Raw genomic sequence first — 15,127 nt, 5'->3', positions numbered from 1 at the left:
TGTGTCACCAGCTTACGCACCTGCTCCAACGAGGGAGCCGGGCCCGTACCTCTCATGGAATCAAGGACGCAACCGATGACTGCTGCAAAGCTCCGCCGTTCGACCGTTTCGCGCCGTTCCTTCCTCCCCTCGCCGCTGGCGTCGGCCATTGTCGGTTCGTTGCTGGTGGCCACCGCACTGCCGGTACTGGCCCAGGACAGTGACGACGCCCTGGCCCGTTACCAGCTGCAGCGCAGCCTGCAGTCGGCGTTCGCCGCGCAAAGCGGGGTGAGCGCCTCCGCTCCCGCGATGATCGCTCCCTCGGTAGCGATTCCGGTGGCGGCGCTGGCTCCCAGCGCCGGTGCTTCCGCGGAGCCGGTCATGGGCAAGCCCGGCGACGCTGCGAGCTGGCGTACCAGTGAATTCGAACTCGACTGGGGCCTGGCTGCGATCAATGCCGACGTGGCCTATGCGCGCGGGTTGACCGGTGCGGGCATCCGCCTGGGCGTATTCGACAGTGGCACGGGTCTGGACCATCCGGAATTCGCCGGCAAGGACAACCGCAGCATCCGCATCGCCGATCTGATGGCTGACGGCACGCGCTGCACCAACACCACCGCAGTGCGTGGGCCGGCGGCCTGCTTCGCCAGTGATGGCGATGACGTCCAGATCAGCTATGTCGGGTACAACGCCAACGTGCCCGACAACATCCGCAGGATCATCGAGTCGGGCCCCTATGTGCAGCCGGGGATGCAGTTCGAGATCCATGGCACGCACGTTGCTGGCACCATCGCGGCGAACCGGGACGGAAGCGGCATGCACGGTGTGTCCTTCGGTTCGGACCTGACCGTTGGCCGGCTGTTCTCCGACAGCATCCGCGAGTGGCAGCGCACGGCGACTGGCTACTCGGTCGTGACACTGGGCGCGATCGGCCCGAAAGTCAGCGCCTTCCAGGACCTGTATGCCCAGATGAACGCGCAGGGCGTGCGTGCCATCAACCATAGCTGGGGCCTGGTCACGGAACCGACAACAGCGACGGACATGGACGCGATCTACAACGACCCGGACGACCGCCAGTACCTGAACACCTTTGCCGACGGATCGCGTGCGCGCGGGATGATCCAGGTGTGGGCGGCCGGCAATACCAGTTCGGTCATTCCGACGCCTGCGCAGAGTCCCATCGCCGGCCTCTACGCCACGCTGCCGCGCGCATTCGCCGACATCGAGCCGTACTGGTTGAGCGTGGTCAACGTCGGTACCAATCTGACCCTGAGCAATCGTTCCAACAAGTGCGGCCTGAGTGCCAACTGGTGCCTTGCCGCACCGGGTTCGGACATCGTATCGACCGCCTATGGTGATGATTCCAGCCTGGCCGGCAGCGTCGGCATCGACGCCAACGGCAACGTCAGCCTGGACATCCAGCAGCGCGTGCCTACCTATGGCTATGCGCTGCTGAGTGGAACCTCCATGGCCGCGCCCCACGTCACCGGCGCGCTGGGCCTGCTGTTTGAACGCTTCCCCTATCTGGACAGCGCTCAGGTGCGCGATGTGCTGCTGACCACGACCACCGATCTGGGCGCGCCCGGCATCGACGACATCTACGGTTGGGGCCTGTTGAACCTGGCCAAGGCCATCGAGGGTTACGGTTCGCTGCGCGTGGACACCGACGTGGTGATGAACCAGCGTGCCGGTGGCCTGAAAGTGTGGGAAGGCGATGCCTGGGACAACTGGACCAACGACATCGGCGGCCCCGGCAAGCTGACCAAGAGCGGCATCGGCTGGCTGCGCTTGAGCGGCGACAACAGCTTCAACGGTGCGCTGGTGCGCGAGGGCGTGCTCGAACTGGATGGCGTCAATACGCTCACCGGAGCGGTGGACGTGGCCGGCGGCAGCTTCCTGCTCAATGGCACGTTGAAGAACACCGCGCTGAACAGCCAGGGGGGCGCCAGCCACATCAACGCACGCGGTGTGCTGGATGGCTCCGACCTGAACGTCAACGGTGGCGTGGTCATCTTCGACGGCGTGCAGCGCGGCGCCCACACCTCGGTGGCCGCGCAGGGGACGTTCGAATTGAACGGAAGGCTGGAAAACAGCGCGTTGACCAGCCTGGGCAACAGCCGTGTGAATGCAGGCGGGTTACTCGCAGGCTCCGACCTGACCGTCAACGGTGGCGTGCTGTCGTTCAACGGTACGCAGAGCGGTGGTCACACCCTCGTTGGCCGCAACGGCACACTGAAGGGCATCGGCCAGCTGGGCGATACCACCGTGGCCGGTATCGTTGCACCGGGCAACTCGATCGGCACGCTGACCATCAACGGCGACTACGTGCAGACCGCCACCGGTGTGTACCAGGCCGAGCTGGCCCCGGGCGGGCACAGTGACCAGTTGCGCGTCACCGGTACCGCCACCCTGGGCGGCACCCTGATCGCCCTGCCGGAAGCGGGCACCTATTACCTGGGTGAGCAGTTCAACTTCATCCGTGCCGAGGGCGGAATCCGCGGCCAGTTCGCCACCACCGACTTCAGTGCGTTCTCGCCGTTCCTGAAATTCGGGCTGTCCTATGGCACCGGTGGCGCGCGCATTGAAGTCACCCGTGGCAATCCGCTCGCCAGTGCCGCCAGTACCGACAACCAGCGCGCGGTGGCCACTGTGGCCGACCGGCTGGCGGTCAACCAGGGCCTGCCGCGCCCACTGACCCTGCTGTTCCCTCAACAGGTAGGCGCTGCACTGGACGGCCTCAGCGGCGAGCTGCATGCGGCCACCGCGATGGCCCTGGTCGAGGGCAGCCGCTACGTGCGTGATGCCGCACTGTCGCGCCGCGTCGGTGTGCGCGCGCCGGGAGCAGACAGCGACGCCGCCACGGGGGTCTGGGTACAGGCCCTCGGTGGCAGCACCACGCTGGACGGCAATGGCAACACCGCACGCACCGAAGCCAACAGCAGCGGCCTGCTGGTAGGCGTGGACCGCGAGATCAACGGCTGGCAGGTGGGCATGCTGGCCGGTACCGGCCGTACCGATGCCAAGCAGCAGGAAGGACGCCGTGCGCGTGCCAAGGTCGACAATACGCACCTGGGGGCCTATGCCAGTCACGATTGGGGCGCCTTCGGCCTGCGGGGTGGCCTGGCCTGGAGCGAGCATGAGGTGAAGAGCACCCGCGAGCTGGCCTTCTCCGGTTACAGCGATACGCTGGCGGCACGCTATGACGGCCGCACCCGCCAGGCGTTCGTCGAGGCGAGCTACCGCTTCGGCGGCCGCGAGGCGGGGTTGGAACCTTACCTGCAGCTCGCACGTGTGGAAGTGGACATGAAGCGCGTCAACGAACGCGGCGGTGCGGCTGCACTGCAGGGTGAGGTGGACGATCTGCGTACCACCGTGGCCACGGCCGGCCTGCGTTTTGACAAGGGCCTGAAGGCTTCGTTCCAGCAGGACAGCTGGCTGCACCTGCGCGGTGGCGTCGGGTACCGCCATGCCAGCGGTGACCGCGACCCGGCGGCCCGCTTCGCCTTTGCCACCGGCAGCGACAGCTTCGTGGTCAGCGGTGCCCCGTTGGCTGACAGGACGGTGGTGGCCGAACTGGGGCTGTCGGCATGGTTGACCACACGCCAGCAGCTGGAGCTGGGCTATAGCGGCCAGTTTGGCGACGAAAGCCGTGACCACAGTGCCAACCTGCGCTGGTCGGTGCGCTTCTAAGCCACCGGTTCCCGCAGGGAAACCAGGAGGGCGGCCGCAGGGCCGCCCTTCTTCGTTGCCGGCCCAGGTGTGGGTTGGCCCGTGCACGCCTACAATGGCGGCCCCCACGCCGTACCGGACCGCCCATGAAGAGCAAGCAGGAAATCGTCGACAACTGGCTGCCGCGCTACACCGGCGTGCCGCTGGACCAGTTCGGCCAGCACATCCTGCTGACCAACTTCGGCGGCTACCTGCACACCTTTTCCGAGCTGACCGGTGCGCCCGTCATCGGCCTGGACCGGCCGATGGCCAGCGCCACCATCGATGGCATCACCATGATCAACTTCGGCATGGGTAGCCCCAATGCCGCGATCATCATGGACCTGCTGTCGGCAGTGATGCCCAAGGCGGTACTGTTCCTGGGCAAGTGCGGTGGCCTCAAGCGCAAGAACCAGCTGGGTGACCTGGTGCTGCCGATCGCAGCGATCCGTGGCGAGGGTACCTCGGGCGATTACCTGCCGCCGGAAGTCCCGGCGTTGCCGGCGTTCGCGCTGCAGCGTGCAGTCTCGACCATGATCCGCGACCTCGGCCACGACTACTGGACCGGCACCGTCTACACCACCAACCGCCGGGTCTGGGAGCACGACGAGGCCTTCAAGGAGCGGCTGCGGGCGATGCGCTGCATGGCCATCGACATGGAAACCGCCACGGTGTTCGCGGCCGGTTTCGCCAACCACATTCCCAGTGGCGCGCTGCTGCTGGTCTCGGACCAGCCGATGATCCCCGACGGGGTCAAGACCGAGGCTTCCGATGCCAAGGTCAGCTCCCAGTTCGTGGAAAATCATATCCAGATCGGTATCGAGGCGCTTAAGCTTATCCGGCGCAACGGCAAGTCGGTCCGCCACCTGCGCTTCGATGAATGATGATGATGGCCTGGCGCGGCGCGCCGGCCCTGGGGAGTAGGTGATGGACGTTGCCGCGCAAGTGGTGGATTTCTGGAAAGAAGCGGGCCCTGCGAAGTGGTTCGCCCGCGACGATGCGTTCGACGCGCAGTTCCGCCAGTTGTTCCTGGATGAGCATTTCGCCGCCGCTTCGCGTGGGCGTGAACACTGGCTGGGCAGTGCCGAGGGCGCACTGGCGCTGATGCTGCTGCTGGACCAGTTCCCGCGCAACTGCTTCCGCGGTACTGCCCATTCCTATGCCACCGATGGCCTGGCCCGGCACTACGCCATGCGCGCCATCGAGGAAGGCCTGGACCTGCAGCTGGTGCCGAAGCTGCGCGCCTTCATCTACCTGCCGTTCGAGCACTCCGAGGACCCGTTGGACCAGGACCGTTCGGTGGCGATGTTCGATGTGCTGGGCGACAAGGAATACCTGCAGTACGCCGAGCTGCACCGCGACATCATCCGTCGCTTCGGGCGCTTTCCGCACCGCAATGCCGTGCTGGGCCGCATCCCCACCCCGGAAGAACTGGATTACCTGGCCGAAGGCGGTTTCGCCGGCTGAAAAAAGGGGACGGAGGGGATTAAGTCGTTTGTGGCATAAACGACTTAATCCCCTCCGTCCCCTTTTTTTGGGGGCCAGATCCGCTTTCCTCAGGAAAGGGCGCTGACCCCGCGCCGTCAATCAGTACTTCGGCACGCCGTTGTCGACATCTTCCGACCAGGCATTGATGCCGCCGGTGACGTTGAACACCTTGGTGAAGCCCAGCGCACGGAACTGTTCTGCGGCCTGCGCGCTGCGGCCACCGTGGTGGCACATGAAGGCCAGTGCGGTGTCCTTGGGCAGGGCTTCCAGCTCGGCACGGCCGTTGCCGTCGAAGGTCTTGAACGGCACGCCCACCGCAGCGATCTCGCGCTCGTCGGCCGGGCGCACGTCCACCAGGGTGATGTTGCCGGCACGCACCAGGTCGTCGGCATCGCGCACGCTGATTTCCTGCACCGGCTTGGGCGCATTCGGGTTGTCGATGGCCAGGCCCTTGCCGCGGATGTCGTCCACCCAGTCGATGGTGATGCCGTTGGCGCGACGCGCGCTGGCCAGGTCGAACTGCACGCGCAGGCCGTTGGACTCGGCGGCGATGGCGCTTTCGTCGTGGGGGGCCAGCTGGAAGTTGGGCTGGAAGCGGGCGTCGATGGTCAGCTGCAGGGCCGCGCCCGGGGCATCGGCCAGCGCGCCCTTGAGCATTTCCACGGCCGCCGGCGTGACGGTGATGCTCGGCGGGGTACGGTCCGGTGCCGGCAGCCCCAGCACGCTGCTCAGCTCGCCGCTGGCGGCCATCTGCAGCACGATGTCGCTGCCGCCGACCAGTTCGCCGTCGATGTACAGCTGCGGAATGGTCGGCCAGTCGCCATAGGCCTTGATGCCTTCACGGATTTCCTGGTCGGCCAGCACGTTGACGTGGGCGAACTCAACGCCCAGGTCCTGCAGGGCGCCGACGGCCTTGGCCGAGAAACCACACTGCGGCATCGACGGCTGGCCCTTCATGAACAGCACGACGCGGTTGGCGTTGAGGATGGATTCGATGCGCGAACGCAGGGCGGGATCGAGGGACATGGACGTCGGGGTTCCGGGAATTCGAATCATCAATTCTACCCCTCATGGCATCATGGGGGATGAGCAACGCAGGAACATTGCATCGCATCCCGACCCGGCCCTGGCGCTGGCTGCCCTGGCTGGTGGCGTCGCAGCTGGCCGTGATCCTGGTCTGGTCGCTGGCGGGCTGGCGGTGGGGCCTGCCGCTGATGGTGACCAGCCACGCGCTCTTTCTGGTGCCGGTGTTCCTGCCCAACTGCCACTTCTACGCACCGGTGCTGAGCCGGGTACCGGAGGCCGGCAACAGCGTCTGGTTGACCATCGATGACGGTCCCGGCCCGGAGACCCGGGCCGTGCTCGATCTGCTGGATCGCCACCAGGCACGTGCCACGTTCTTCCTGGTCGGCGAGCGGGCGCTGGCGCAGCCGGAGCTGGTGCAGGAGATCCTGCGCCGGGGCCACGACCTGGGCAACCACAGCCACAGTCATCCACAGGCGCGCTTCTGGCGGCTGGGCCCGGCAGCGATGCGTGCCGAGATCGAGGGCTGCCAGCATGCGCTGCAGGCGGTGGGCGGTCGCCCGGTGCGCTGGTACCGCTCGGTGGTGGGCATGACCAATCCGTTCGTGGCGCCGGTGTTGAAGGCGCTGGGACTGGTGCGCGTGGGCTGGAGCGCCCGTGGCTACGACGGTGTCGGCTGCACGCCGGAGGGCGTGCTGTCGCGGCTGCTGCCGGACCTGCGCCCGGGCGCCATCGTGCTGCTGCATGAGGGGGCCGCCCACGGCCACAACCTGGCGATCATCGAACGCGTGCTGCAGGCGCTGGACGAGCGGGGGCTGAAGGCGCGGCTGCCGGTTCCGTAACGCCGGGCCCTGGTGGTGTAGAGCAGCCGAGCATGGGCTCGGCGCTACAAGGGGTGGCGATCATCCTGTAGCGCAGCGCCGGCACATACTGCACTCGGCGCTACAACGCGGGGCGTTCGGCCACCAGCAACCAGCTGTTGAACGGCGTGCGCCCATGCAGGGGACGCGGGGGGGGCACCTGTAATCCGGCTTCGACCAGCGTTGCCTGCAGCGCCTGCGGATCCGGGTAATGACGGGGGCGGGTGCCCATCCAGCCGATCAGCCAGGCCAGCCGGTCCGCCACCCGGGTAGTGCGGTCGCGGCCATCGCCGGTAGCGAGCGGCGTGCGCAGCAGCAGGCGGCCACCGCGGGCTACCCGTGCACTGGCCTCACGCAGCAGTGCCTGCTGTGGGCCCGCGTCCAGGTACTGCAGCACATCCAGCAGCAGCACATGCCCGGCCTGCGCCGGCAGCGGCGCCTGCACGTCCAGGCAGTCGAAGCGCACAGCGGGCAGGCCGGTGGCGGCACGCTGGGCGCGGGCGATCTTGCCGGCATCCACGTCCACGCCCAGGTAGGGCTGGGAGCCACCGCGCTGGCGCAGCACGTGGGCGAACAGGCCCAGCCCGCAGCCCAGGTCCAGCACGGGTTGCCCGTCGCCAGGCAGGTGCTGCAGCACGCCGTCATACAGCGGGTCGCTGCCCAGCTTGCTGCGGGTGTAGTAGTAGTCGCGGCGGCTGGCCCAGGCGTGCGCGGGGCGGAATGCCTCGGCGATCGCACGGGCCTGCGGTGCGGCCAGGGGAGTGCAGGGCAGGGGCGGGCCGTTCCGTGGCGTGCCGTCCATCGCCTCAGTCCGTTCCGCCGAGCAGGTGGGCGGCGACCGGCAGCGCGCGCGCGCTCCACAGCGCGTACATCCGTGCTGAAGGGTGCAGGCCGTCGTCGGCGATCATCGCCGGGTTGTCGCCCTGGTCACGGCTGATATCGGTGATGTCGACGAAGGCCACGCCCTGCTGGGTGCTGATCACTTCGGCAGCGGCATTGAACTCGTCGGTCTCGATCTCGATCGCGGCCAGGTCACGGCCGCTGCCGATACCAAACGGGGTTGCACCCCAGTCGGGGAAGGACAGCACCAGCACGCGCCCGGCATCACCGCCGGCGAAGCCGATCGCCCGCTCCAACAGGGCCCGGAACTGGCTGCGGTACTCGTCCAGAGGACGCCCGCGGTACTGGTTGTTGACGCCGATCAGCAGGCTGACGAAATCGAACGGCCCCTGCGGCGCGGCCGCATCGATGCCGGCATCGAGTTCGTCGGTGGTCCAGCCGGTGGTTGCAATGGTCTGCGGATCGGACAGCTCAATGCCCTGCGCACGCAGGGCGGCGGCAAGCTGGTGCGGCCAGCGGCCTTCGACGGCAACCGCTTCTCCGATGGTGTACGAGTCGCCCAGCGCCAGGTAGGACAACGCCACGGCTCAGGCCACCGAACGGCGCGGCTTCAGCGGCACGACCTTGGTGGCGTCCTCGGCACGGCGGGCCAGCACGCGGTCGATGCGTGCGAACACATCGCGCATGACCGAGGCTTCCGGCAGCAGGGTCACGCGGAAGTGATGGCGGTAAGGCACGTTGAAGCTGGAGCCGGGTACGACCAGCACGCCTTCGTTGTTCATCAGGTCCAGGGCGAAGGTGTGGTCGTCGAAGCCCTTGGCGGCGGCACCGACCACGGCCGGGAACGCGTACAGCGCGCCGGCCGGGGCAACCAGCGAAAGGTGTTCGCTGGCCTCGCAGGCCTCGATCACCGCGCGCCGGGTTTCATACAGACGGCCGCCGGGGGCGCACAGCTCGGAAATGGTGTCCGGGCCGTTCACTGCCGCGTCGATGGCGTACTGGCCCGGCACGTTGGCACACAGGCGCAGCGCGCTCAGCAGGTCCAGCGCGGCGCGGAAATCGCCCAGGCGTGCGTCATCGCCACTGAGGTGCGCCCAGCCCACGCGCCAGCCGCAGGCGCGGTGCACCTTGCTCAGGCCGCTGAAGGTCAGGCACGGATGGTCGCCGGCCAGCGGCGCGACCGGCTGGAACACCGCGTCGTCGTACAGGATCTGGTCGTAGATCTCGTCGACCAGCAGCAACAGGTTGTGGCGGCGCGCGATCTCGACCACGCGCTCCAGCAGTTCGCGCGGGTAGCTGGCGCCGCTGGGGTTGTTCGGGTTGATCAGCACGATGGCGCGGGTGCGCGTGGACACCAGCGTCTCGATCTCGGTCGGGTCGGGCTGGAAGCCGTTTTCCGGCGCGCAGCGGTAGTACACCGGGCGGCCGTCGTTGAGGATGGCCGCGGCCGACCACAGCGGGTAGTCCGGCGAGGGCACCAGCACTTCATCGCCCGGGTTCAACAGCGCCCGCAGCGACAGATCGATCAGTTCGCTCACGCCGTTGCCGACGAACACCCGGTCCGGATGCGCATCGGGCGCACCGCGGCGCGCATAGGCGGCGGCAATGGCTTCGCGTGCGACCGGCAGGCCCTGCTGGTGGGTGTAAGGGTCGGTACGGCCCATGTCATCGGCAATCGCGCGCTGCAGGTGCTCGGGCGCACGGAAACCGAAGTTGCCCGGGTTGCCGATGTTGAGCTTGATCAGCTTGCGGCCCTGCGCCTCCAGTTCCCGGGCTCGCCGCGCCAGTTCTCCGCGGATTTCGTAGCGCACTTCGGAAAGGCGCTCGCGGATGGCCAGGGGCTTGGGCGAAGGGGTGGACATGGGGAATGGGCCGTCAAAAGGCATGGGGCTTCCATCCTACCGGAATTGCTGCAATGCATGGCAAGGGCTCCGGGCCCGCCATTGCTGGGCTGGCAGGGCGTCGGCACAGGTAGAATGGCCGCGATGACCCAGACCCCCGATTTCATCGCCCTGCAGACCATTGGCTGGCCCTGGCCGGGCCCGGCGCAGCAGGCCGACTGGCAGGCCGCGATGGCCACGCATCCGCAGGCCCGCCCGGCGCGGGTGATCGAGCAGCACCGCACCCACTACGTGGTGGCCGATGGCCCGGATGCGTCGATCAAGGCCGAGTCGCTGCCGGAATGGCAGCGCCCGCGCTTCCCCAGCCATGAACGGCCGGCGGTGGGCGACTGGGTGCTGCTCGATGGCATCCGCATCGTCGCCCTGCTGCCACGGCGCACCGCGATCAAGCGTGGTGCCGCGGGTGAGCACTACCACCAGCAGGTGATCGCGGCCAACATCGATACGGTATTCATCGTCTGTGGCCTGGACGCTGACTTCAATCCGCGCCGCATCGAGCGCTACCTGCTGCTGGTCGGCGGTGGCGGTGCCGAACCGGTGGTGGTGCTGACCAAGGCCGACCAGACCGAATACAGCGAGGACGCGCTGGCGGTGCTGGAAGAACTGGAGATGCAGGGCATTGCCTTGCATGCGATCAACGGCCTGGACGCCGACAGCGTGGCGGTGCTGCAACCGTGGCTGGGTCCCGGCCGCACGGTGGTGCTGGTCGGCTCCTCCGGTGCCGGCAAGTCCACGTTGACCAACACGTTGCTCGGCGAGCAGCGGATGAGGACCAACGCGGTGCGTGCCAACGATTCGCGCGGGCGCCACACCACCACGCACCGCGCGCTGATGCCGCTACCGACCGGTGCCTGCCTGATCGACACCCCCGGCATGCGCGAGCTGAAGCCGACCGGTGAAGAGACGCTGTCCGAAGGCGGCTTCGCCGATATCGAAGCGCTGGCCGCACAGTGCCGCTTCAACGACTGCAAGCACCAGCAGGAACCGGGCTGTGCTGTTCGCGCAGCGATCGACGCGGGCGAGATCGAAGAGAGCCGGCTGCTGAACTACTTCAAGCTGAAGGAAGAAGTGGCCGTGGCCGCAGCGAAGCTGGCCGTACGCCAGGCCGAGACCGCGCAGGAACGCGGCGGCAGGAAGGGCAAGGGCCAGCAGTTCCGCCCGGCGGGCAAGCCGCGTAGGCGGTAACAAGGCAGCCGAGCATGGGCTCGGCTCTACACTTGGTTCGCGGTGGAATCATTCCCTGTAGCGCCCGGGCCGATGCTCGGGCGGCGGCGCACGGCGCCGGACACGGCAGGGCGTTATAGTCCGCGCATGGAACCGACTGCGACGCTGGACCGTGACGTGGCCCACCATGCAGCGCTCGATGCGCGCCTGGTCGAGGCCGTGGGGGGCATCCGCCTGCTGGGCCTGACCAGCTGGCCGGCCACGGTGCAGGCCCCGTTCCTGGAAAGCGTGGCGCGCGGCCAGCCGGTGCTGCCGAAAGTGGATTACCCCCGGCTCGACTTCAGCGAGGAGCGCCGTGCGCTGGCCGCGATCGCCGGCGACTGCGATGACAGCCACCCGCTGGGCCACTATGTGCAGCAGTCGGCGCAGAGCTGGGATCTGGCCGCGCAGCTGTTGGAGGGGCTGGGCACTGCGGCAGTCGATACCTGTTCGGTGCAGCTGTTCGGCGCACCCGAGCAGCCGCTGCCGGGCAATGGTCCGAGCACGCGCGACGCAGCGCGCCACTTCATCCAGATCGCTACCGAACTCGATCACGAACTGCTGGCGCCGGAAGAGCAGGTACCGGTCTCGGCCATTGCCCTGCAGCTGCAGCTGCAGAACGATCTGGATGCGTTCTTCGAATCGCGCATCATCCAGGTTCAGCTGGATCCGGAGCTGGTGTCCAAGGCCGCTGCCGGACCGACCCGCATCCGCCTGCGTACCAGCGCGCGCTTCAGCGCTTACGACCGCGCGCAGCTGTTCCACCATGAAGCGCTGGTGCATTCGCTCACCGCATTGAACGGTCGCGGCCAGCCGGTATTGCCCAGCCTGGCGTTGTCCTCGCCGCGGGTGACGGCCACCCAGGAAGGGCTGGCTACCTTCGCCGAACAGATCACCGGCAGCATCGACATCGAGCGCCTGAAGCGGATCAGCCTGCGCACCGAAGCGATCGCGATGGCACGCGAAGGCGCCGACTTCATCGAAGTGTTCCGCTATTTCTGCGATGCCGGGCAGAACCCGGAGGAGAGTTTCGCCTCGGCACAGCGCGTGTTCCGTGGCGTGCCGCCCAATGGTGGCCTGGCGTTCACCAAGGACACGGTGTACCTGCGCGGGCTGGTGTCGGTGCATACCTTCTTCCGGCACATGCTGGCCGAGGACCGCCTGCAGGTCTGCCGCTGGTTGTTTGCCGGCAAGATGAGCCTGACCGATGCGATTGCGTTCGCGCCACTGTTCGAAGCGGGTGTGCTGAAGCCGCCGCGCTGGCTGCCGCACTGGGTGAGCCGGGCGAACGGCCTGGCTGGCATGCTGGCGTTCTCGCTGTTCGCCAACCGGATACGGATGGACCAGCTGGCGCCGGAATGAAATGCGTTGGCGGGATGATGCGCTGGCGCCTCGATGGATATCGCTGGGCGGCGGTGGGGCACCCTGGCCAGGACACGCCGTAAACCCATCCATGGGGGCTCGATCGGCGCATCCATGCGCCTCACGGTCCTGGCCAGGGTGCGCCACCGCCGCCAGACAGTTTCCCGCGCGGGCGGCAGCACATCACCGCGCCGAAGGGATTGCGCTTGAAAAGCAAAGAGCCGGGCAATGCCCGGCTCTTTGCTTTTGCTCTTCTTTGCCTTCCGCACCGTGGCGCGGGAAACCGTCGAGCAGGGTCGGATGGGCCGGCGCAGGACCGTTGACGCCATGGATGGCGCCATCGAGCCCCCATGGATGGGTTTACGGCGTGTCCTGCGCCGGCCCATCCGGCCCTGCCCCGCGATGATAATCAAGACGCCGCGGAGCAACGCTTTCGACTTAGAACTCCGCCGCCACCGTCATGAACAGCTGCCGCGGCGCGCTCGCATGGATCGCATACCGCGTGCCCTTCGGATCGGTCGGCGCGAACGAACTCAGCTGGCCGGCATAGCGCTTGTTGGTCAGGTTGGTCGCGTTCAACGACACCCGCACGTTGCGCAGGCCCAGGCCCGGGCCGAAGTCGTAGCCTGCACCAGCGTCGAAGGTGGTCACGCCCGGCACCGACTGGTCGTTGGTGTAGGTGTAGTAGCGCTTGCCGGTGTACTTCGCACGCAGGCTGGCGAAGAAGCCGTCGCGGTTCCAGCTGATCTCGCTGGAGGCCATGCGCTGCGGCGTATCCACCGTGATCTTGCCGGCCACCGGTACGATCGCACCGCCCGAGGTGTAGTCATCCTCGTAGGTGGTCTTGTTCCAGGACAGCGCGTTGTACCACTGCAGGCCGTCGATCGGCTTGAGGATGAAGGTCAGTTCCGCGCCGTGGCTCTTCACCGAACCGACATTGATGAAGCGCGTTACGCACTCCGGACGCGTGCCGACTTCGATGCTGGAACACGGGTTCAGCGACAGCAGGCGGTTGTCGAACTTCACGTTGTAGGCCGCGATCGAGGCCTGGTACTTCTCGCCGAAGGTACGGAAGCCGGCTTCCAGGCTCTTGGACTTCTCCGGCTCCAGCCCGGCGCTGGCCGCGAACGATTCCGGCGACACCTGCAGCGGGCCGCCGCTGCCACCGCCGACGAAGGCGGCGATGTTCTCGGCGTAGGAGGCGAACAGCTCGTTGTTGGCGTTGAGCTTGAAGCCCAGGCCCACCTGCGGCAGCACCGATTCCTTGGTGGTCAGCGTGCCCGAGGCGATGCGGGTTTCCACGCCCGGCTGGGCGGTGGCGCGCATGCGGGTGTTGGGGCTCTTGATGCCCACGTCTACGGTCAGCCGTTGGTCCAGGAAGCGCATGCGGTCCTGCACGTAGAACTGGCGCGTGCGGATGTCGAAGTCCTGGTTGAACAGCAGGCGGTCGGGGTTCTTCAGGTACAGGTCGTCCAGGAACGGGCCACTGATGTAGTAGAAGTTGCGCGACACGTTATGGTCGTTCTGCTCGTACCACAGGCCGGCTTCCAGTTCGTGGATGCCCACCGTCCACGACAATGCGGCGGTCAGGCCATCGCGGTTGATCGTGTAGTTGGTGCTGCGGATCGAGATCGGCAGCATCCTGTCGGTGCCCGGGTAGGATGGCTGGCCCGGTGCCCACCAGTGGCCCTGGCCACGGTTGTCGTGGTGGTAGGCCAGCAGCTTCAGGCGGCCCTGCTCGCCCAGGCGAAGGTCGGCATCGACCGAATAGAGGTTGTCGTCGCGCAATGCGCGGCTCTGGTAGTAGGCATCGTCGATGCTGTTGACGCCGCCGCTGAACTTGCAGCGTGCCTTGTTGTAGGTGCCCGGCGCGCAGTACGCAGCGGCCACGGCGCGATCCCAGTCCGGCGCGTAGATGTTCCAATCCCAGCCCAGGCCACGCGCCAGCATGTCCTTGGACAGGTAGGCGTAGTTGGCCTGGCTGGCGCGCGAGGTGGCCACGAACGCACCGAAGCGGTGGTCGCCGACATTCCACACTGCCTTGGCGTTGAACTGGCGGGTGGTCTGGTTCTGGTAGGGCGCGGCCCACATGTCCTGGTCCTGGTGCACGCCGGACACATAGGCCGAGAAGCCGTTGATGTCACCGGTATCCACGCGCAGGTAGCCACGGCGCTGGCTGTTGTCGCCGACGGTGACGCTGGCGCGGCCACCGAACTCGGTGGACGGGTCCATCGAGAAGTACTGGATGGTGCCGCCCAGGTTGCTGGTCGAGGCCACGCCCAGCGAACCGATGCCCTGCGACAACTCGGCACCGGCCAGATTCTCGGCGATGATCGCGCGGGCGATGCTCAGGCCGTTGTAGTTGCCGTAGCTGTTGTCGCCCAGCGGGATGCCGTCCAGCGTATAGCCGAGGCGGCTCTTGTCGAAGCCGCGCAGGCTGATGGTCTGCGATTCTTCGTTCGCGCCGAAGGCATCGTTGGACTGCACCGACACGCCCGGCAGGCGGTCGAGGATCTTCTGGCCACTGGTGCCTGGAGGCAGCACCTGCTTGTCGACCGCGGTGATGCGCTGCACCTGGCGGGTCTCGCCCTGGCCGATCACGGAGACGGTATCCAGCGTCTGCGCGCTCAGTGCGGCGTCGGTGCTGGCGCCGGTGTCGGCAGCGGTGGCGGCATGGGCGCTGGCGGCGGCGGAGAGCGCGATCGCCACGGCGATCGTCAGGTGTCGGGTCTGCATGGTGGTCCGTTGCATGGGGGGGGGTCA

11 protein-coding genes are annotated in these 15,127 nt (G+C 67.4%); 6 read left to right on the top strand and 5 right to left on the bottom strand.

Annotated elements, in window-relative coordinates:
• Positions 1-75 precede the first annotated feature (75 nt).
• The 3 genes from AC5P8J_RS09980 to AC5P8J_RS09970 all read left to right on the top strand — a co-directional run bounded on the left by AC5P8J_RS09980 (position 76) and on the right by AC5P8J_RS09970 (position 5,154).
• Complete coding sequence (locus tag AC5P8J_RS09980) at positions 76-3,669, top strand: autotransporter domain-containing protein (protein ID WP_227854275.1); 3,594 nt, start codon at positions 76-78, stop codon at positions 3,667-3,669.
• Between the two features lie 125 nt (positions 3,670-3,794).
• The gene (locus tag AC5P8J_RS09975; RefSeq protein ID WP_005414446.1) at positions 3,795-4,571 is read left to right on the top strand and encodes an AMP nucleosidase; all 777 of its coding nucleotides are present in this window, start codon (positions 3,795-3,797) and stop codon (positions 4,569-4,571) included.
• Positions 4,572-4,614: 43 nt separating this feature from the next.
• Positions 4,615-5,154, top strand: coding sequence for a DUF924 family protein (locus tag AC5P8J_RS09970; protein ID WP_019662077.1), 540 nt, complete (start codon positions 4,615-4,617; stop codon positions 5,152-5,154).
• Between the two features lie 120 nt (positions 5,155-5,274).
• Here the strand turns inward: AC5P8J_RS09970 and grxD are convergent, their stop codons facing one another.
• Entirely contained in the window at positions 5,275-6,201 is a 927-nt protein-coding gene (gene grxD / locus AC5P8J_RS09965) for a Grx4 family monothiol glutaredoxin (RefSeq protein ID WP_026347276.1), read from the bottom strand.
• 59 nt (positions 6,202-6,260) lie between these two features.
• Here grxD and AC5P8J_RS09960 point away from each other — a divergent pair, with 59 nt between their 5' ends.
• A complete protein-coding gene (locus AC5P8J_RS09960) occupies positions 6,261-7,040 on the top strand; it encodes a polysaccharide deacetylase family protein (RefSeq protein ID WP_019662075.1) in 780 nt (259 codons plus the stop codon).
• Between the two features lie 100 nt (positions 7,041-7,140).
• Here AC5P8J_RS09960 and AC5P8J_RS09955 read toward each other — a convergent pair whose 3' ends face one another.
• The 3 genes from AC5P8J_RS09955 to AC5P8J_RS09945 are packed head-to-tail and all read right to left on the bottom strand — an operon-like array spanning position 7,141 to position 9,760.
• The gene (locus tag AC5P8J_RS09955) at positions 7,141-7,860 is read right to left on the bottom strand and encodes a class I SAM-dependent methyltransferase (protein WP_188250325.1); all 720 of its coding nucleotides are present in this window, start codon (positions 7,858-7,860) and stop codon (positions 7,141-7,143) included.
• Positions 7,861-7,864: 4 nt separating this feature from the next.
• Positions 7,865-8,482: an SGNH/GDSL hydrolase family protein gene (locus AC5P8J_RS09950; protein ID WP_019662073.1), complete on the bottom strand. Its 618-nt coding sequence runs from the start codon at positions 8,480-8,482 to the stop codon at positions 7,865-7,867.
• Between the two features lie 3 nt (positions 8,483-8,485).
• Positions 8,486-9,760, bottom strand: coding sequence for a pyridoxal phosphate-dependent aminotransferase (locus AC5P8J_RS09945; RefSeq protein ID WP_111098056.1), 1,275 nt, complete (start codon positions 9,758-9,760; stop codon positions 8,486-8,488).
• Positions 9,761-9,874: 114 nt separating this feature from the next.
• Here AC5P8J_RS09945 and rsgA point away from each other — a divergent pair, with 114 nt between their 5' ends.
• Both rsgA and AC5P8J_RS09935 read left to right on the top strand, forming a co-directional pair.
• The gene (rsgA, locus tag AC5P8J_RS09940; RefSeq protein WP_021203922.1) at positions 9,875-10,984 is read left to right on the top strand and encodes a ribosome small subunit-dependent GTPase A; all 1,110 of its coding nucleotides are present in this window, start codon (positions 9,875-9,877) and stop codon (positions 10,982-10,984) included.
• A gap of 126 nt (positions 10,985-11,110) precedes the next feature.
• Positions 11,111-12,364: a flavohemoglobin expression-modulating QEGLA motif protein gene (locus AC5P8J_RS09935; RefSeq protein WP_346483727.1), complete on the top strand. Its 1,254-nt coding sequence runs from the start codon at positions 11,111-11,113 to the stop codon at positions 12,362-12,364.
• 438 nt (positions 12,365-12,802) lie between these two features.
• Here the strand turns inward: AC5P8J_RS09935 and AC5P8J_RS09930 are convergent, their stop codons facing one another.
• Complete coding sequence (locus AC5P8J_RS09930; RefSeq protein WP_495216776.1) at positions 12,803-15,100, bottom strand: TonB-dependent receptor; 2,298 nt, start codon at positions 15,098-15,100, stop codon at positions 12,803-12,805.
• Between the last annotated feature and the right edge of the window lie 27 nt (positions 15,101-15,127).

This window comes from Stenotrophomonas sp. YJH_SMC_37 (genome assembly GCF_059370035.1).
This window is presented reverse-complemented; position numbering and strand designations above follow the sequence as displayed.